Origin of the sequence: Caballeronia sp. SBC1 (assembly GCF_011493005.1) — a bacterium.
In the GTDB taxonomy this organism is placed as follows: Bacteria; Pseudomonadota; Gammaproteobacteria; order Burkholderiales; family Burkholderiaceae; genus Caballeronia.
Genome location: NZ_CP049159.1, coordinates 406555 through 424891, shown reverse-complemented (window position 1 = coordinate 424891; position 18337 = coordinate 406555). Strand labels below are relative to the sequence as shown.

The 18337-nt window shown below is 57.5% G+C and carries 18 protein-coding genes and 1 pseudogene; 6 read left to right on the top strand and 13 right to left on the bottom strand.

Features of this window, described 5'->3' with window-relative positions; translation table 11 throughout:
- Positions 1-13 precede the first annotated feature (13 nt).
- Both dapA and SBC1_RS36900 read right to left on the bottom strand, forming a co-directional pair.
- Positions 14-910, bottom strand: a complete 897-nt coding sequence (gene dapA / locus SBC1_RS36905; protein WP_165107400.1) for a 4-hydroxy-tetrahydrodipicolinate synthase — start codon at positions 908-910, stop codon at positions 14-16.
- 103 nt (positions 911-1013) lie between these two features.
- Positions 1014-2183, bottom strand: a complete 1170-nt coding sequence (locus tag SBC1_RS36900) for a porin (RefSeq protein WP_165107520.1) — start codon at positions 2181-2183, stop codon at positions 1014-1016.
- Between the two features lie 446 nt (positions 2184-2629).
- On the opposite strand from SBC1_RS36900, the gene SBC1_RS36895 reads away from it, so the two are divergent.
- Both SBC1_RS36895 and SBC1_RS36890 read left to right on the top strand, forming a co-directional pair.
- Entirely contained in the window at positions 2630-3055 is a 426-nt protein-coding gene (locus SBC1_RS36895; RefSeq protein ID WP_165107397.1) for a hypothetical protein, read from the top strand.
- 9 nt (positions 3056-3064) lie between these two features.
- The gene (locus SBC1_RS36890; RefSeq protein ID WP_165107394.1) at positions 3065-3424 is read left to right on the top strand and encodes a hypothetical protein; all 360 of its coding nucleotides are present in this window, start codon (positions 3065-3067) and stop codon (positions 3422-3424) included.
- A 130-nt stretch (positions 3425-3554) separates the two neighbouring features.
- Here the strand turns inward: SBC1_RS36890 and SBC1_RS36885 are convergent, their stop codons facing one another.
- Entirely contained in the window at positions 3555-3947 is a 393-nt protein-coding gene (locus SBC1_RS36885) for a hypothetical protein (RefSeq protein WP_165107390.1), read from the bottom strand.
- Positions 3948-4694: 747 nt separating this feature from the next.
- Positions 4695-5270 (bottom strand): TetR/AcrR family transcriptional regulator, encoded by a 576-nt coding sequence (locus SBC1_RS36880; RefSeq protein ID WP_206366220.1) that lies wholly within the window; start codon positions 5268-5270, stop codon positions 4695-4697.
- A gap of 181 nt (positions 5271-5451) precedes the next feature.
- Between SBC1_RS36880 and SBC1_RS36875 the strand changes: the two genes are divergently transcribed.
- Positions 5452-6153, top strand: coding sequence for a glutathione S-transferase (locus tag SBC1_RS36875; RefSeq protein WP_241202528.1), 702 nt, complete (start codon positions 5452-5454; stop codon positions 6151-6153).
- A 215-nt stretch (positions 6154-6368) separates the two neighbouring features.
- On the opposite strand, the pseudogene SBC1_RS40325 reads toward SBC1_RS36875, so the two are convergent.
- The 7 genes and pseudogenes from SBC1_RS40325 to SBC1_RS36845 form a co-directional block, all read right to left on the bottom strand.
- A pseudogene (locus SBC1_RS40325) lies at positions 6369-6530 on the bottom strand (DNA-binding response regulator); the annotation flags it as partial.
- A gap of 49 nt (positions 6531-6579) precedes the next feature.
- Positions 6580-7440 carry an SHOCT domain-containing protein gene (locus tag SBC1_RS36870; protein WP_165107386.1) on the bottom strand — a complete coding sequence of 287 codons (861 nt, stop codon included), beginning with the start codon at positions 7438-7440 and terminating at the stop codon, positions 6580-6582.
- A 259-nt stretch (positions 7441-7699) separates the two neighbouring features.
- A complete protein-coding gene (locus tag SBC1_RS36865; RefSeq protein WP_165107382.1) occupies positions 7700-9301 on the bottom strand; it encodes a sensor domain-containing diguanylate cyclase in 1602 nt (533 codons plus the stop codon).
- Between the two features lie 554 nt (positions 9302-9855).
- Positions 9856-10416 (bottom strand): phasin family protein, encoded by a 561-nt coding sequence (locus tag SBC1_RS36860; RefSeq protein ID WP_165107379.1) that lies wholly within the window; start codon positions 10414-10416, stop codon positions 9856-9858.
- Positions 10417-10777: 361 nt separating this feature from the next.
- Positions 10778-11680 (bottom strand): YihY/virulence factor BrkB family protein, encoded by a 903-nt coding sequence (locus SBC1_RS36855; protein WP_165107377.1) that lies wholly within the window; start codon positions 11678-11680, stop codon positions 10778-10780.
- A gap of 376 nt (positions 11681-12056) precedes the next feature.
- Complete coding sequence (locus tag SBC1_RS36850; protein WP_165107375.1) at positions 12057-12431, bottom strand: phage holin family protein; 375 nt, start codon at positions 12429-12431, stop codon at positions 12057-12059.
- Between the two features lie 128 nt (positions 12432-12559).
- Positions 12560-12880: a CsbD family protein gene (locus SBC1_RS36845; RefSeq protein ID WP_165107372.1), complete on the bottom strand. Its 321-nt coding sequence runs from the start codon at positions 12878-12880 to the stop codon at positions 12560-12562.
- A 623-nt stretch (positions 12881-13503) separates the two neighbouring features.
- On the opposite strand from SBC1_RS36845, the gene SBC1_RS36840 reads away from it, so the two are divergent.
- Both SBC1_RS36840 and SBC1_RS36835 read left to right on the top strand, forming a co-directional pair.
- On the top strand, positions 13504-14556 hold the full coding sequence (locus SBC1_RS36840) for an alpha/beta fold hydrolase (protein WP_165107370.1): 1053 nt from the start codon (positions 13504-13506) through the stop codon (positions 14554-14556).
- 414 nt (positions 14557-14970) lie between these two features.
- On the top strand, positions 14971-15735 hold the full coding sequence (locus tag SBC1_RS36835) for a ParA family protein (protein ID WP_165107514.1): 765 nt from the start codon (positions 14971-14973) through the stop codon (positions 15733-15735).
- 228 nt (positions 15736-15963) lie between these two features.
- Here SBC1_RS36835 and SBC1_RS36830 read toward each other — a convergent pair whose 3' ends face one another.
- Both SBC1_RS36830 and SBC1_RS36825 read right to left on the bottom strand, forming a co-directional pair.
- Positions 15964-16263 (bottom strand): hypothetical protein, encoded by a 300-nt coding sequence (locus SBC1_RS36830; protein WP_165107368.1) that lies wholly within the window; start codon positions 16261-16263, stop codon positions 15964-15966.
- The gene (locus SBC1_RS36825) at positions 16251-16637 is read right to left on the bottom strand and encodes a hypothetical protein (RefSeq protein ID WP_165107366.1); all 387 of its coding nucleotides are present in this window, start codon (positions 16635-16637) and stop codon (positions 16251-16253) included. The genes SBC1_RS36830 and SBC1_RS36825 overlap by 13 nt, the downstream gene beginning before the upstream one ends.
- Between SBC1_RS36825 and zwf the strand changes: the two genes are divergently transcribed.
- A complete protein-coding gene (gene zwf / locus SBC1_RS36820; protein ID WP_165107363.1) occupies positions 16630-18093 on the top strand; it encodes a glucose-6-phosphate dehydrogenase in 1464 nt (487 codons plus the stop codon). The two genes, SBC1_RS36825 and zwf, sit on opposite strands and share 8 nt — an antisense overlap.
- Positions 18094-18337: the final 244 nt, after the last annotated feature.

The following is an 18337-nucleotide window of genomic DNA, read 5'->3' as shown; positions in this document are numbered from 1 at the left end:
GATCTCGTTTCCACTACTTCGTGTTGGCCGCGCCGCGATAGATCGCGAGCGCTTCGAAAAGACGCTCGCGGGTTTTCTCGTCGAGCGGTTGTGCGGGCGCGCGCGCGGGGCCGGCCGGCATGCCGAGCATCTCGGCCGCGGTCTTGAGCACCACGGGCATTGTGCCGAGCGCAAACGCATCACGCAGCGCGCGCAGGGATTCCTGGGCACGGCGAGCACTCGCTATATCTCCCGCCTGGAAGTTGTTCCAGATCGACATGACGACATCGGGCACAGCGTTGGTGGTCGCGGCAACCGCACCGTCTCCGCCCGCAATCAGCGTCCAGAGGATCATGGAGTCGGTGCCGGTGAAAACGGCGAAGTCGTCACGGCGCAGGTTGATCAGTTGCAGCAGACGATCAAAGTCGCCGCCGCTGTCCTTGATGCCGCGAATGTTGGGAATATCGGCAAGACGGCGAACGGTGTCCACATTGAGCGTCACACCCGCCTTGGCCGGAATCGTGTAAAGCATGATGGGAAGCGTTGTGGCTTCCGCAATCTTCGCGTAGTGCGTGAAGAGTTCCGCTTGCGTCGCGCCGTTGAAGTACGGCGTGATCACCGACGCAGCGTCCACGCCGAGATCCTGCATCTTGCGGTTCAGCGCGATGACGTCGCGGGTGGCGTAGGCGCCGGTGCCCGCAATCACCGGCACTCGCGAGCGTGCCTGGTCCACGGCGATTCGCGCGATTTCAAGCTTTTCCGCTTCGCTCAGCGCGATGAATTCGCCATTCGTGCCAAGCACGAAAAGCGCATGCACGCCGGCTTCGATCAAACGTTCGATCAGTGCGCGCAACCCGTCTTCGTCGACGGCTTCGGATGAGGTCATCGGTGTAATAAGGGCAGGGATGATCCCTTTGAACGAAACTGGCATGCTTGGGCTCCGCTAAGCTTTAAGCGAACGGCACGCGAGGGGCCGTCCTGGTATTTGAAGCGGTGCGCGCAGGGAAGACCCGCACGCGCCGCGAGTTAAACATTCAGAATTTGTGGCGCAAGCCGAGCGCAGCCACGACCTGATGCGAATTGCTCGATGCCGTAAGCGGCCAAAAAGCGGCCGTTGCTGCGTGGCCCGTCGAGTCCGTGCCGCTCGCCTGCTGCCAGCCGGTGCTCAGGTACACGTCAGTGCGCTTCGACAGGAAATAGTCTGCGCCCAAATTGACCTGGTTGTAGTGCGCTTCGCCCGCGCCGTGGCTACGGGTGTAGTTGTAGGAGACCCCGAGCAACAAGGGAGTCGTGAGTTGATAGCGGAAGTTGGCTTCGACGTTGTCGAAGGTGGCTGTGTCGCCGAGAAAGCGCGTGACCGGCAGCGTGCCCGCAGCCGTTCCCAGATCCCTGTACTTCGAGTTCGAGTACACCACTCCGAAGGTGGCCGCGCCCAGCGTATAAGCGCCGCCGAGACCCGCCACCTGCAAGTTACGCGCCGACGTGTAGCCTGAGTAGATCGGCGTGTTGTTCGGCGAAATCGCGGCGGTCCCGGCGGTGCCGTCGTAGAGCGACGTATTGGGCTGCGCGGCGTTCAGGTACGAAGCCGCTACGACGAACGGGCCGTTCACATAGGTCGCGCCCAGGCTCCAGACGCGGTTATTGCCAAAGTTGCCGGCCGTGCCGCCGAAGCTGTAAAGGCCGCTGAAGCGAAAACCCGCGTAGTCGTTGCTGACATATTTGACGCTGTTGCTGATACGGGCGTTGACATAGAGGTTGTCTGTATTACCCGGGTGCGCGCCGAGGCCACCGGCCCACTGGTTGGACGCAACGAGCGTACCGAGGAAGTCGGCAGAAGCTTCGTTTTGACGGCCGGCCGTGAACTTGCCGAATGGGGTTCCAAGGCCGACATACGCAGCCCGCCCAAACTCGCGGCCGTTCTGGCCGAGCGTGCCGGCTGTGCTGCTGAAGCCGTTTTCCAGGACAAACAACGCCTGCATGCCCCCGCCCAGATCCTCTTGTCCTCTCAGGCCCCAACGGCTTCCGGAAAGCGTTCCGCTCGACATCTGGTAGTTGGCGCTACCTTTCTGATTGTTCGAGTAAACAAGCGAGGTGTCGATCAAGCCATAGAGCGTGACCGAACTCTGGGCGTGAGCGCATGTAGCTGCCAATTGCGACGCGCCGACTGCTCCCAGAGTGGCCAGGACTTGCATGGAACGCTTCATCTGCATGTGTTCTCCGTTAGTTTTTTTGAGCGCCTCTGGCGCTTCTTGATGTTCAAAGCGTCGCGATCTCATCGATCAGAAGTCGGTCATGCATTGATCGATACGGTCATTATAAGATCAAAAATGACCTAATAGATCAATGTTAACCCTAAAACGATCGAATCGATCATTTTGATCAGATGGCGGAAGGAGTGCGTGTTGTCGGTGAAGCGTTGCAGCGAACCTGACGAAGTGTCAGCCGGGCCAGCACACGAGTCGTTTGGCGGGGGGCGGAGAAATACGCATCGCGATAGTCGATCTGTTCCGCACGCTGCTTTGTGTAACCGAGCTTGGCGGCCGGCCACCGACGCGGGATCTCGGGTTAGTAGCGATACAGAGCAGGATAAAGACGCCGATATCCCTTATAAGGATGCACGCAATCACTACTCCGCGCTGGGGGGGCGACCATGAAAGCCATAAATTTCCACACGCACCAAGAAATCTTCGACAAATCGGTGGATCATCTCTTGCGCCAGGGTCGCGCTGCACTCCTGCCGCTTGGCAGCGGCGCGTATCGAGGAAGTTGCGGCGGCTGCCCAGTCGGCAGCTTTATCAGGCCGCAGGATCACACTAGCGCTATGGAAGGTGTGCCGGTACGTTATCTGAGAGCCGACAGTCACACCGTGCCGTTCTACATGGTCGCGGGCGTCGCGGCACTTGCCCGCGCACTGCTTCGCTCACGTATCAATGTGTACGACGCTCGCACCGTCGATTTGCTGAGCTGCTTGCAAAATGTCCACGATGCGTTCGGGACGTGGGAATGGCGTGATCGTCTGGCCTCTATTGCCCGTCAATTCGACTTGTCGGCTGAACTTCTCAAATCGGCCGCCTGAGCGACTCATATGTTCTCCAAACAAGAAATCTACGAGCGCGTAAGTGCGCATCTCCTCACGCAGCGCGCCGTGTCGGAGGATGACAATGGCTCCTGTCGGCTGCGGTGCGAAGACGGACGCAGATGTGCCATAGGCTCGTTGATCAGCGACGGGATTTATTGTCCAGACATTGAAGGCATCGGAATTTCGTACTACCAGCACGCAAGCGACGGCGCCCTGTTGCAAATGCTCTACGCATCGAACGTCAACGCATACGATCAAGAAATCATGGCGCTATTGATAGAGCTAGAAGTGGTACATGACGACGCCAGTGTTACCGAGTGGCCAAAGTTGCTGGTGGACATTGGACATCGGCACGCATTCATTTAGCAGGGTCGCGTAGTAGACGATGCACGGTGGAAACCCCCGATGTGGACCGGCGACGGTCGTGCTGTTAAGCAGATACCGGGCGGTGACGCCCGCCCATCGGGTTTTTTGCATGGACCGCAATTAAACAGACTTACTCGTGATCGCTATTGCCCACCTCGTCAATGTCGGGGTCTTCGTGGTGGATGCCAATATGCGCGTGATCATATGGAATCGGTTCATGGAGTTGCACAGCGGGCGCTGCAGGGAAGACGTCGATGCACTGGGATGCGAACGCGTTGTCGAGCGGAATGCCCAGGCTGCGGTTGGCGAACGTAGGCATATAGATGACGAGGATGTGCAAAGCGATCGTCGCAGAGGCGGTCAGGAGCGAACTGGAAATCAATGCTTTTCGGTGCTCGCGGAGCGCCTGTACCATCGATATTTTCGTGGTTACCGGGGCGTGCGATGACACGGCAATCGCTTCTGGTTCGTTGAGGTGATTGCGGATCCAGAAGCCAACCGGGGCGATGAGCAGGCCGATCACGAACGGAACCCTCCATCCCCATGGGTGGCCTCTACCTGGCGGCCATCTAGCGGAACGCTGTTTCCCTCTATCCATCGAGGCGATCAAGAATTGAATCACGATTGGGCAAGAGATGCCTTGTGTGTCCATCTACACTGTCAGCGTACAAAATAGTGTTATCCAATGCCGTTTAGTGCCGGTGGCGATGCTTCGAAAGCATCGCGAAGGTGATGATCGCTTTCCGTAGATGTGCTCTTTTCGGAAAGTGATGATTGGTTATGCTGATTAAAATTCTATTTTCAGATGCATGAGACAGGCGTGCGGCCGCTCGGCGCCCGGCACCATCGGTTACGGCCATGACTGTAAAGACTATTCGCGACAGAAGTGCCGCAGGCTGATCATCGTGCAAGCAAGGGTCTTGCATGCGTAGTGCAGGTGACTGAGGCGATCGAAGCGAGGCAGCGGGCAACCGTGTCCTCCCAGGTAAAGACCAACAGCGGCTTGCGACCTTGCTTCGGTGTTTTGCGCCCGCGCGAGTTAGGGTTGATGTTGGGCGTCACGCCGCGATTGAAAATCGCCTTGCGGTTGTCCCGGCAATCGTACGCCATACCGCTTCGCGTGGGTTTAGGTTACGGTCGTCGTTCCGAGGTCGGAGAAGCCCGCTAGTAGCCATTCACGGCCCCGACCGTACCGCCGTTAAGGCCTTTCTCCGACTGACGACCGTACTCCAAATCGAACGGATATTTGAGGCGGGCGTTGATTGCGCGGCTAGGCCGGTAGGAGACCAGCCACGCGATAACTCTCAATTACTGAGTCATAGAGCGAGATATCCGAGCGGCTCCTCGCCATGAGCTGAGCGCCAGCGACGGCGGCGAAAATGGCGCGAGCCCGCGGTTCACTCTCCTCGGAACTGACCACCGCTGCGGCGGACAGAACTTTGCTCAGCCACGCAACATTCACATCAGCAAAGGTCTGGACCTCCTTCTTCACCGCTTCTGGCAGGTCATCATATTCGGCGGCCATGAAGCTGCACAGGCACATGCGATTATCATTCTGAAGTGCCTTGCGAAACGTATCAGGATACTGGCGCAGGCACTGGATCGGATCCGAGGATCCGGCTAACAGTGCGTCCAGAGTAGCCGCTGAGTCCTCCCAATAGCGCCTCGCTACCGCTGCGCCCAGATCGGCCTTGCTTGGGAAGTGGTGGTACATGCTCGGGGCCTTGATGCCGACATCTTCCGCGAGGTCACGAAAATTCAACCCGCCATAGCCACGCGCCTGCGCGACCCTCTTGGCGGCTGCCAGGATGTTCTCCCTGGAGTTTGAGCTCACTTCATTTTTCACTGCTGCCGCCCCTCGAAAAGAAAAAATGGGTGTTGACGGGCAACATTATAGCTTCTAGACTAAACCTACCAAGTGGACGGTAGCCTTTTTAACAGCAATCCCTACCAAGTGGGCGGTAGGTATTGTCGCTACGGTCCTGACGGTATCTATTCCGATGCAACCAACTGTAGAAAGGCAAACAATGAGTTCCGACAACATCAAATTCGACGCAACCAAACTGGCCATGATGAAGATTTACGATTGGCATACTGGCCCTTATCCGGCTCGGGTACGTATTGCTTTGGCCGAGAAGAACCTGCAATCGCGCGTCCAGTTTGTGTCGGTCGATCTTTGGAAAGGCGAGCACAAGAAGGCCGAGTTCCTCGCGAAGAACTACTCAGGTACGCTGCCGGTGCTCGAACTCGACGACGGAACCTTCATTGCCGAATGCACGGCCATTACCGAATACCTTGACGCGCTTGATGGCGCTCCAACGCTCACCGGCAGGACACCGCGCGAAAAGGGCGTCATCCACATGATGAGCAAGCGCGCCGAATTGGAGCTGCTCGATGCCATTAGCGTTTATTTCCATCACGGCACACCGGGGCTTGGAGCCCACGTCGAGCTTTATCAGAACGCCGAGTGGGGGTTCCGTCAACGCGACAAAGCCCTCAGGGGTATGCACTATTTCGATGCCATTCTAAAAACACAGCCGTTCGTCGCCGGTGACGTCTTCTCGATGGCCGACATCACGGTCATAGGCGGTTTGATCTTTGCGGGGCTCGTGGAACTGACGGTGCCGGCGGAGTGCGAGGCTCTTCAAGCTTGGTACGCAAGGATGCAAGAGCGTCCGAGCGTAAAGAACTGCGTGACGATGTCAGAACCGACCGAGGCGACCGCCTGAAGCGGTTGTCTGTGAACGGTTGCTTTCACGACTTTAAAGTAAGCAAGGGAGCGGATTGATTGGGCGCATGAAGGCAGTCGAAGGGCTTTGCCATTTAAGTACGGTCTCCACCCATTTCCTCGGTAGCAGCTACCACGGTGCTTACATAGCTTTTGCGTTCCGTGACTCCAGATCCGCCGCGCTCTCCACGGCGTGCCATCACTGCGAGGGCGTGGCGGCAGAAGAGTCTCGTCCGGCGTGCTCAGGCGTCGGGTATTGAGGTTGAGCACCCAGCCGGCAAAACGATAAGCACGCGGATGTTTGCCGTGCGTGATCGGCACTTGCAACGGTTGCGCATCACGACGCATCACGGCGCGCATGCGTGCCAGCACTTCGCGCGTATCCCCGACTTGCGAAGCCGAATCGCGCTGCGCGACGGCGGGACGCTCACAAACGGTTGAGCAGCTCCGCCTTCTTGGCGGCAAACTCCTCATCGCTGAGAATTCCCTTCGCGTGCAGTTGGGCGAGCTTTTCTATGGTGGCGAACACGTCTGCCTCGCGGGTGCCCGAATGAGTGCTGACGAGCTTCTCCTGCACCGGCGACGACGCGGCCTGCGGAACCCCTCCGGCCGACACAACGGGGAGGCTGGCGACGGCAACCAAGCCGTGCTGGCTAGAAAATGTCAGGGACGCGCCGCTGGACTGCTGCTGTGAGAAGCCGCTGATCTGGTGAGCGAGCGTATCGTACACAGTCATCCTGCCGTTCACTTCGATCGCCAAGCGCCGGGGCTCTGCAAAGAAGGCATAGCGGACGTCATTTTGCGCGCCGGTGCTGTTGGGGCGTCCCAGATCAGCGGGCCACCAGTCGCCAGAGGTGCCGGGGGGCGCCGGAACAAACAGGCTCACCGGTCCGGTCGCGGTCTGCTGCTGCGTGCTGCCGCCGTAACTGGCGCGCTGCTGGTGTTGCTGGCCGGTGCCGTCATTGCGCTGCGGCTGACTGCCCTGGCTCTGCGACTGGAAGCTGCCGCTGCGAATCAGGTCGGGCTGATTTGCTATCAGCCGGGAGAGCTCGGAACAGAGCGCCTGCACTTGGCTTTTCAGGTGGTTGTTGAACATGTCGGAGACCATGGTCATGCCACCCTGCATCCATTGGCCGGAACCACCAAATTCGGGATGATCGAATTGAGCCATGCTGCCGTTACCGCGAATCACAGACTCCAGCATGCTCATTGCGGCATCTGTGCTGCATCCATGCCGCTGGGCGACTTCTTCGATCAATTGCTGGCCGGCGGGGGTGAGTTTTCGCATGGTGATCCGCTCAAAATTTTTTCCCTACACCGGATTATATAAACCGCAGCGCCACGCACATTGCCTGATTTTCGTGCTCGACGAGCAATGCAATCGCCATCGGCCTGTCGCCACTACATTTGCCCACGGTTGCTGGCGGCGACCGCACTAGGGGTTGGTGACAGGGCAAGCGGCAAGAAGCGTCGTGTTGTGCCGTCGAGCGCATCGATGCTGCCCGTTTCGATCTCGTCAACCCAGCCATGCAGATGGTTTTGTCCGACTACGGGTTGGAAGGCAGGATCGAGTCTGCCCCATTGGAGTAATGAGTGGAGTGCCGTTCCTTTGCCGCCAGGACGTCCCGCTTTCCGGATACGTCGCCGCCCGGCGAGCCAACTTTTTGGATGCCAAGTTGGTCATAGGTGCGCCACGTAGTACGAGCACTTGCTCGACCGCATTTCTTGGCTTCGTACATGGCTTCGTCCGCTTTCCTGATCAGGTCATCGGCGGTGTCACCTTGCTCAAGAACCGCCACTCCCAGGCTAGCGCGCATCATGTGTGGGTTGTTGCGTACCGTGATTGCCACGGCGAGCGCCTGCGCCATATCCTCAACGGTTTGGGTCGCGATTTCCCACGCGTTCGCCGCCTCGAGAATCACGAGAAATTCGTCGCCGCCCAATCGGCCGACAGCACAGCGAGGACCCGCAGCGACGCGGACCCGGTCGGCAAGAATCACGAGTGCTTCGTCGCCCGCCTGATGTCCGTACGTGTCGTTCAGGTGCTTGAAATTGTCCAGATCGACGAAGATCGCCGCCACTTTGCCGCTTGCGTCGGGTGACGAGACCGCCCGATGCAACAGGTCCTCGATTCGGCCCCGGTTAAACACACCGGTGAGCCTGTCAGTTTCCGAGAGACGCCGCAGTTCCTCTTTACCTTTTAGCAGCTTTGCAACTAGCGCCATTATCCACAATGAGAAACCGATAAGGATAACGGAGATGACAAGGGCCATTGTCACGTACACACGCCGCATCTTGTAGTAGTCGTCCAGCGCTTCGTCAACCGAGAGACCAGCGACAACCATCAGGTCATAGCGGTCGATTGCACGGCTAGCGACGATTCGTTCGATATGATCGACCGGATCCACCACCGTACCGTCGTGCGCGCGCAGGACGCTGCCATACCCGTCGGGTAGCGGACCACCGCTGGTGCTGGGCGCCTCTCCCGCCCGGCGAGACAACGTAAAACCGTGACGGGAAACGACGGCGATCAGGCCATGTTCTCCAAGCGCGGCGCTGTTGTAGAAGCCGTCGGTCAGGTAGGCAGGGTCCTCTGAGACAACCACGACGCCGCCAAATGTGCCATCGGGCCGGTCGATACGACGCGTTGCCTGAACTGACCATTGGTTCGATACTCGCCCGATGACCGGTTTGCTGATGAATAGTCCCACTCCGGGATTTAACCGATGCACAAGGAAGTGTTGGCGATCGCTAAGATCGACCACGCCCGAAAATTTGAGGGTGGAGGCCAGGACATGACCGTTCGTGCCAACAATCGTCACTTGCAGCGCAGTGTCCGCGCTGATCAGCCCGCGTGCTTGATACTGTGCGAGGTCAAACGTCTGTGGCGCACTTTCATAGCCATACTTGATCAGAAGCGCAATTTCGTCGACATCGTGAACGGTCTTCAGGGTGTGATTTTGAAGCGAGCGCGCCAGGGTCTTGGCCTCATCCTCCGTTTCGCGCAGCACTGCAGCCCTCTCGATATGCAGCCGCACGGAAATCGTAATCCATAGCACGCAAAGGACAACGAGGGTCAGTACGGGAATGAATATCAGTGTGCGGGGCAGTGACTTGCTTCTGTCGAGACTGGGCAGAGTCGGCTTCATATTTGCCTTAAAAACCTTTTACCTGCTGTGATTCTGTCCCAGACAGGATAAACACCATGTCGCGAACAAAGGTCGATTGGTTGGCCTGCTCGACAAATCGGCGCACGGGCGCGTTCGGCATCTGGGGGCGACCTTACGAAGTTAGTCGAAGAGGCAGAACGGCCGACATCGACTATTCGATCGGCTCATGGTCTACGCGCGTCCCCAAGGATCAGGGATGCGGGTTTGTTGCAGGGGCTTCCAAGAGTGCTTTGTGAGCCACATGGGCGCTGTTCCAGCTGTTGTTGTTCGCCAATTCGAACCGCTTTTTCCGTCCATGCCGTCTGTCGATCGCAACAGTGCGGGGCATAAAGCCGGCGGGCGAGGCTTGTGGGACACGATGCGGAAATACCATGCAGGCTACGACGGGGCGACATAAATTTATCTGCTTCTCAAGGCGCCATTTCGGCAGTTAATCGTCGCATCGAAACGAAGGCTCTTGAACGGGTGAACGTCGCGCAAGGATAAAAAAACCCGGCAGTGCCGGGTTCTTTTCTTTTGCAACGAGCCGATGCTTAAACAGCCTTCGCTGCGGAGCGTGAGGCTTGCGTCGCAGCCTTCGTCGCGGCCGTAGCGGCTGCGTTGAAGTTGCTTTCCGCTATCTCGACGGCTTGTTTGGTCGCCTTACGTACGGTTTCGTACGTGGTGTTGGCGGCGGTAACGGCCGACTTCATCACGGCGACAGCCGATTCCGAACCGGCCGGAGCGCTCTTCGCGACGTTATCGACGAACGTCTGCACCTTGCGGTTCTGCTCTTCGTATTGGGCTTCAGCAACACGGGCGAATTCCGCTTGTGTCGACGATGCGATTTCATACAGATGGCGGGCATACGACAGTGCTTTTTCGGCGACTGGCTGAACGAGGCTGGCTTGCAGTTCGAGCAGTCCTTGCGCGTCTTTCACCGACAACGCGCGCTGTGCGTTTTCCTGGCTTTCAGCTAGCGACGACTTCACGACTTGCACGTTCAGCTCAATCAACTTTTCAAAGCCTTCGAATGCCTTATTCGTCAGACCGAAAACGGAGTCGAGCTGGGCCTTGTTGGCGGCGGCGAACTGTTCAGGAGTAAACAGGGTCATCTTTACGCTCTCGAAGTATCGACCGGTCATCGCGGTCGTGGATTAAGGCAGCGACCGAAATGCGGCGCGCTGGTACGGGCTGAGGCAAATCGTTTGGTGCATCGCAACATTCGACACATTTTAATCAGGGTGCACTTGGTGTCAAGCGTTTATTTGCGCGAATGCGTCATACGATTTAGTTTATTAAACAACGACTTACCCAAGGCAAAACCGATGACGACGTTGGTTACCAAAAGGATCGGTTTTTTGAGGGCTTTCGTCGGGTCGATTCATGAATTCCTGAGGGCGGCGCGCTATCCGCCGATGAGCAGATCGCAGGCGCTAGTCAGAAGGGTGAGCCTAACTATCAACTGGCGGTCTGTCAGCCCGTTCTGAATGGTTTTGGGGCTGACTCATTCGAGCCGGCGCTGAGACGTTCGTATTCCGCGATCAACTGAGCACCGAACAACAGCAGCGTTGCAAGGGCTTCGAGACTGAAGAGAACTACGATCGCGGTTGTGAGCGATCCATATACGACGCTTACTTGAGAAAGCGTTGCAAAATACCAGACTAGTACGTGACGCGTCGCTTCCCACAGTAAGGCCGCCGCGATCGCGCCGACTAGAGCGTGGCTGAATGTCGGGCGCCCGACTGGAATCACGAGATAGATCGACGTCAACACAAAAATTTCTCCCGCAACTCCGAACAGATAAAGCAATACACGTGAGGCACCGACAAGCGAGACGTGCCAGCCGAACGCGTCAATGCTGTCTGCGCCGATGGCCTGCAAGGCGCTGGAGACGAGCGTGACGAGGAGCACACCCAGGCCCAGCGATAAGCTGTAGCAATAGGGGAGCAACGCGGAAATCAAGAAATGTCGCCGGTGAATCGTCACCCGATGCACGAAGATCACCGACATGGCGTTTTCCAGCACGGTGAACGCCAACGAACTGAAGAAAATCATGGTACAGAGAAGTACCCAACCGATGACGGCACGGTGAGCGAGAAAGTTCGTCAGCTCCCGAACAATGGCCTTCGCTTGCCCCGGAACCAGCCACTCAAGCAGATGCGCCAGCGAATCAAGAAGCACCGGCTGGCTGATCAGGTGTGATAGCGCGATCACGACCAGGATGAGTAGCGGGACGATCGAAAGCAGTGCGTAGTAGGCGACTGCACCAGCGAGCAGCATCCCTTGGTTCGCGCGAAACGCTTTCAAGGTTTGCACCACGAACGTTGCCGGATGACCTGCGATGGTCCACAAGGTGCTGCCGTATATTCGTTGCATGACGACTCCGTTGTGCAGACGACCTGGTGGTTTCGGGCGCTGTGCCGCCTTTTTGGCGACCGGTCGTTCTAAGTTGACCCGCCGGCAAGGGCGCGCACCGTTCTGGTGATCCACGCCGTCAGGCCCGCTCTAAACGATATGACAAGGATTTGCCTCGGTCCGATGATGACCGAGCCGACGAGGATGATGGCGAATAGCGCCGCGTTGGGCGTGCGCAAGATCACCGGGCCGGCTTCCCGTGAGACGGGTCTTGCTATCCGGCTTTCTCTGGAGCCTGTTTTAGAAAGCTGACTCGCAGATACAAGTGCCGCGCGCGTTGCCGCCATGCGTGCGAGAACAACTGCTTCGGCTTTCTTATGATCACGTATACCGGGATTCATTTTAACGCCTCCTTGATGGACTCAACATCGCGTTGGAGCTCTCGCTGCAAGGTCTGAAATGATTGCCCGGGTCGCTGAGCACGCAAGACAAGGAAGGCGCCAATCGTCACGACCAGCCACGTCGCGGCGACGCCCCACACGACGATGAGGAAATAAGGCGTCCCCCAGGCCGACACAATAATGGCGATGCAAAGGAAGGACAGTGTAAAAAGAGCGCCAACCGCCAGCGCGACCAGCGCAATCACTTCGTGGAGCATTCTCGTTTTTGTGTCGGCCAGTTCAATGCGAAACAATTCACCGTAGTCAGCGACTCTTTGAGCACAGAATCGACCTACATTGCGCCACCGCATGATTTTTGATTGCGCCGACATTTTAATGCTCCCGCGTGATGGTGAATCCGGCGACTTCACACTACCTATCCTGATCGGCGAAGTGCAGTTCCGGACCGCTAAAGCTGAGGTTCGTAGGATCCTCGATCCGGTACTACGACAGCATCCATTTAATACGTCTGATCGTTAGTGCCCGAATTCTTCGCATAACCCCGGGAAGGAACATTTCCGCTGTTCGCCCCGCTGTTCGCCCACATCACGCCGGCTATAAAACTGACGGCGGCGACAATGCCTAATACCGCAAATGGACTCTCGGCCGTTTTGTCCCGGACGAGGCCAGTGGTATCCGCGCAGAGTTGCTGCGCTTTACCGCTTAATTCGCGTGCTTTCCCTGATAACTGCGTGGCCGCGTCGCCAACCACACCGCCGACTGCGTCTTGAACCTTGCCTGCTGCTTCTTTCAACGTACCATCTGCTGTGTCGGTGTCCATGACATCCTCCGGTTGGTTACTCTGCTCTCCCTCGCATGGGGCGTGCCAGCCGCCCCGCCAACGAGGTCCCATTCAGAGGCCGGAGAACGCGAGGTCGGCGACATTCGGGTGCGGTTCGTCTTTAAGACACAGGCACTTGCCATGCATCCGATTCCGCAGGATGCTGACCGCTAGACTTGGGAGGACCGCAGATTCATGCCACTACTCCATTACAAGCGACCAAGCCCGAGGCCGCCGCCCGGCTCCCCGAGCTTATCCAGATGCGGCTCATGTCGGAAGCTGTCCACTTTGTGGCGGCACTGGTTTTTCTCCAGCTACAGAAATGGTCGATGTGGGTGGAGAGCATGGACCGTCCGGAAAAGCGCAACGCGCTGAATGGCCCCGGTTCGAAGCGTTGGCAGACACATTGCGCGTTCACTGCATGCTGCTGCACGGAACCAGTGAACGTTTCTTCTGGAATTCCTCAGCCTGCGCAAACAGTTAGGATGCCAATATATTTGTATCGTTATGTATCTAACCGACGACTTCATACATTGGCTTACAAAACTACCCCTGGGCGAACATTTGGGGAATACGTTTCCACCGTACCCTTCGTAGGCGGTCAATCTCACAAGGAGCAGCAAATGGCAGGAGAGGTCAATAAATCGCGGCGGACTTTGCTAGGAGCATCGGCACTCGGTCTCATGGCTGCCCAGCTAGGCACCATTGCAAGCGCCTATGCACAAGAGAGCAGCAACAATCGCATTTCTGGGTCGGGGACGGCGGGGACATCGAAAGCGTCCTTTGGGCCCCTAAAGCATGTCAATGCCGGTGCACTCAGCATCGCTTATGCAGAAGCCGGGCCAGCAGATGGCCCACCGGTGCTGCTCTTTCACGGCTGGCCCTACGACATTCACAGCTTCGTCGATGTCGTCCCCATACTCGCGTCGGCCGGCTACCGCGTGCTGGTCCCGTACTTGCGCGGCTACGGCGAAACGCGGTTTCTCTCCGCCTCGACGCCGCGTAATGCTCAGCCGGCTGCAGTCGCAGTCGATGCCATTAACTTCATGGACGCACTCAAGATCGATAAAGCGATTATGGGGGGATTCGACTGGGGTGGCAGAAACGCGAACCTTCTGGCTTTTCTTTGGCCCGAGCGCGTCAAGGCGCTGGTCTCGGTGAGCGGCTATCTTGTTGGTAGCCAGGCCGCCGTCCAGAAGCCGTTGCCGCCAGCCGCCGAGAACAAATGGTGGTATCTGTTCTATTTCGCCACGGACCGTGGTCAGGCTGGTTACGCCAAGAACACTAAAGACTTCAACCGGTTCATCTGGCAGCAAGCCTCGCCGAAATGGGCGTTCGATGACGAGACGTTCGAGCGCTCCGCACGGGCGTTTGAAAATCCGGATTTCGTTCGCATCTCACTCTACAACTATCGGTGGTATTTGGGCCTGGAGCCGGGTGAGCGAAAATATGATGGATTGGAAAAGAAGATTGCGACATTTCCGACTATAGCTTGTCCGACGATCACCTTGGAGGGCGACGCGAACGGCGCACCGCATGCCGACCCGAGCGCCTATGCCAAGAAGTACATTGGCAAGTATGAGCATCGCAACATTACCGGCGGCATAGGGCACAATTTGCCGCAAGAGGCGCCGGCAGAGTTCGCCAAGGCCATCATTGACGTCGACAGGGCTTGACGGCGACTCTTCCAACGAACGGCCATTCCCGCTTCCGGGTCGCGGGGATGACCGTTCTTCAAATCCACCAAGGCTTCCCCATTCGAAGAGCGGAAGAAAATGAGGGAGGCCGCGCTGATCGAAAGGCAAAAATCTGCGATGACCACGAAGCAGGATCTCGTCGTGCCGGCTTGACTGGAATATCCGTTGAACAAGCAGTCGCGCGGGACGAATGATGTGACGTTCCATTGCATCTGGTGATTTCGCTCACTCGAATCCCGCGTCGGATATCGCGGAAGTCCGCACGCACGTGGTCGCGGTAATCCGTGGCGTAAATTCCCAGCCGCCGCCTGAAAATCTTGGTCATTTGACTGACCCAAAAGGAGCTCCCAATCAGATAGACTGCGCGGGTGCTTCCTTATGGATGAAAAATCAATGCGCCGAGTGATATTCAATCAAAAGGGTGGGGTCGGGAAATCCACCATCGTTTGTAATCTCGCCGCGATCAGTGCCTCCCAGGGGGCGCGCACGCTAGTGATCGATCTCGATCCGCAAGGTAATTCAAGCCAGTATTTGTTGGGCGCGCAGGCGCGGGATACGCAGCCGACCCTGACCGATTTTTTTGAAGCGACCTTAAGCTTCAGCTTCAGGGAGCCGCAGATCGGTTCGTTCATACACGGCACGTCGTTTGAAAACCTCGATATCATTCCATCGCAGCCCAATCTCGAGGCCTTGCAAGGCAAGCTTGAGTCGCGCTATAAAATTTACAAGCTGCGCGATGCGCTCAAGGGTCTTGACGGCTATGACGCGGTATATATCGATACGCCGCCCGCCCTGAATTTCTTCACCCGTTCGGCGCTGGTCGCGGTCGAACGCTGTCTGATCCCGTTCGATTGCGACGACTTTTCGCGCCGCGCGCTATATTCGGTGCTCGAAAATGTTCAGGAGATCCAGCATGACCACAATCCCGAACTGACAGTCGAAGGAATTGTCATCAATCAGTTTCAGCCACGTGCAAGTCTGCCGCAACAACTCGTGCAGGAATTGCTCAACGAAGGCTTGCCGGTGCTAAGCTCCTATTTGTCCCAATCGGTGAAAATACGCGAAAGCCATCAGCATGCCAGGCCGATGATCTATCTTGAGCCGCGCCACAAACTCACGCGAGAATACCTGGCGTTGCATCAAGAACTCAACGCTTAGGTTTCGCGGCAGATACGGGCGCAATGTCCGCTGTTCGCAGGGGCGAGCCAGCCCGGTGAGAGTCGCGCTCGAGTTCGGTTGACGCAGCGGATTATGGTTCACAAGACCAGGGTTCCCTCGGGCGCTTCCACCTGTGCGGGGGAACCGGCCATGTTCAATGCGATGAAAAATCAGTCAACAGCCAGGCGGCGTTCATAGGTCAGTACGTTCCCGCTGGACACAACCGGTTCAATCGCTCCCTCCAGCAACCAGTTCGCTTCTGCCCAACGCAAGCAAGCGAGCGTCGATAGCATATAACATTGATGATGCTTTGGCATCCTGACCAATGCCATTGCCGTCATCACGGCCGCTTGTTGACAACCACGACACACCGCCTGAAAAGCGGGCGTTCGGCGATCCATCCCATTGCATGGGCGTTCGTTCCGGGTCGCGCCCCTGGCCAATGACGGGTTGCCGCAACTCGGCAGGATCCTGCACGCGATCGGTCGGAATCACTTCGTCGGCATTGGGCGGAGCTATTCGCGGCACGCGGTCGTGTGCTCGCCCTCTCTTTGCAAGGCCGCGCTGACAATGCCACGAGGCGCGAACTGGAGCGTGTCAGGGCGATACTTCGGGATGCGAGGTTCAGCGTTACCTGGTGGCCGTGAACGCGTTCCTTGCCGCGTAGCTGCAGTGTTTCCCCCAGAGGCAAGCTCGGAGAAAGTAGGGCGAGCAAGAATCAGCAAGTTGCCGGGTTCGGTAAAAGTCAAAATGCAGACACCGCGCTGGTGCACGGTTGGCATCGCAAGTTCGATCTTTAAGTGCGTGATACTGTTGAAAAAGAATTCCTCGGTTTCACGCGACATCTCGCATTCTTTTCCATCAGGCGTCGACAACCCAGAAAGGATTTGAACAATGGCCAAGATATCTGCAGGGGTGGGTCCACAATTCCCACAAGTCGTTGTTCTGTTCGGCGCCACTGGCGATCTGGCTCGACGCAAGCTCTTGCCAGGTTTGTTCCACCTTTCGAGTGCAGGATTCATTCCGGGCTGCAGGATCATCGCCGTCGCACTCGATGATATTCACATTGACGAATTTCGTCGCACGGCGCGAGAAGCGCTTGACGAGTTTTCTTCTCGCAAGGTCGCACAGCCGGAGTGGGACACTTTCGCCGCCAATCTCGACTATCTGCCGCTGACAGCAGGCGCGGAGGCGCTCAAGGCGGCGGTGCTGAACGCCGAACTGAGCTTCGATGGCGAGTGCCGGCGGCTGCATTACCTGAGCGTTCCGCCTAACGCCGCGCTCTCAGCCGTCGGCATGCTCAAGGAAGCGGGCCTCGTGGAGCGCTCACGGATCATCATGGAAAAGCCGTTCGGAACGGATCTGACGAGTTCTGTTTCGTTGAATGCCCGGTTGCATGAAGTTTTTGAAGAAGAGCAGATCTTCCGGATCGATCATTTCCTGGGGAAGGAGCCCGCCCAGAACATTCTCGCTTTCCGCTTCGCGAACGGTTTGTTCGAGCCAATCTGGAACCGCAACTTCATTGACCACGTTCAGATCGACGTCCCTGAAACGCTGGGCCTTGGCAAGCGCGCGGGTTTCTATGAACAGACAGGCGCATTTCGTGACATGGTCGTCACGCACCTGTTTCAGATCCTCGCGTTCATGGCAATGGAGCCACCTACATCGCTGGAACCGTCGCCCATTAGCGAGGAAAAGAACAAGGTCTTTCGTAGCATGCTGCCGATACAGCCAACTGACGTCGTCAGGGGACAGTACACCGGTTATCGATCCGAGGACGGAGTCAGTCCAGAGTCGGAAACGGAAACATTCATCGCATTGAAATGTTCGATCGATAACTGGCGATGGGCCGGCGTTCCATTCTATCTGCGCACAGGAAAGCGGCTTGCCGAGGGGCAACGCATCATTTCGATCGCATTTCGCGAGCCGCCGAAAAGCATGTTTCCGGCTGGATCAGGTGTCGGTTCGCAAGGACCGGACCATTTGACGTTCGACTTGGCGGACGCCTCGAAAATGTCGCTTTCGTTTTATGGCAAACGCCCGGGTCCCGGCATGCGGCTGGACAAACTGAGCCTGCAGTTCGCCATGCGCGACACTGGTCTGATTGGCGAAGTACTAGAAGCCTACGAGAGATTGATCCTCGATGCAATGCGCGGTGACCGTACCCTTTTTACGACCGCTGAGGGCATCGAGCGACTGTGGGAAGTATCGACGGCCTTGCTCGAATCCCCTCCGCCCGTTCGCTTCTACGCGCCGGGTTCGTGGGGGCCAAATGCCATCCATCAGCTCGTTGCGCCCCGGGCGTGGCGGCTTCCATTCGAGCGAGCGTGGCGGGATCCAAACGCGTTGGGTAGTTGACTCGATTCAGTGTTGGAGATACCTCCTGCTTGGCGGCTGATTGATAGGTCCAAATTGTCACTGACTGAAGGCAAGCCGCCGTGCTCTGCCTATGCGAAAATGTGCCGCAAGCTGCGGACCTCAACCGCATTGATGTTCAGCAATCCCGCGGCATGATTCGTTGCGGACGTTGCTTTATCACTATGCAATGCACGTGCGTTGCGGGCGACCTGAACCGAAAAATACGGAGGTTCGATAGTGAGAC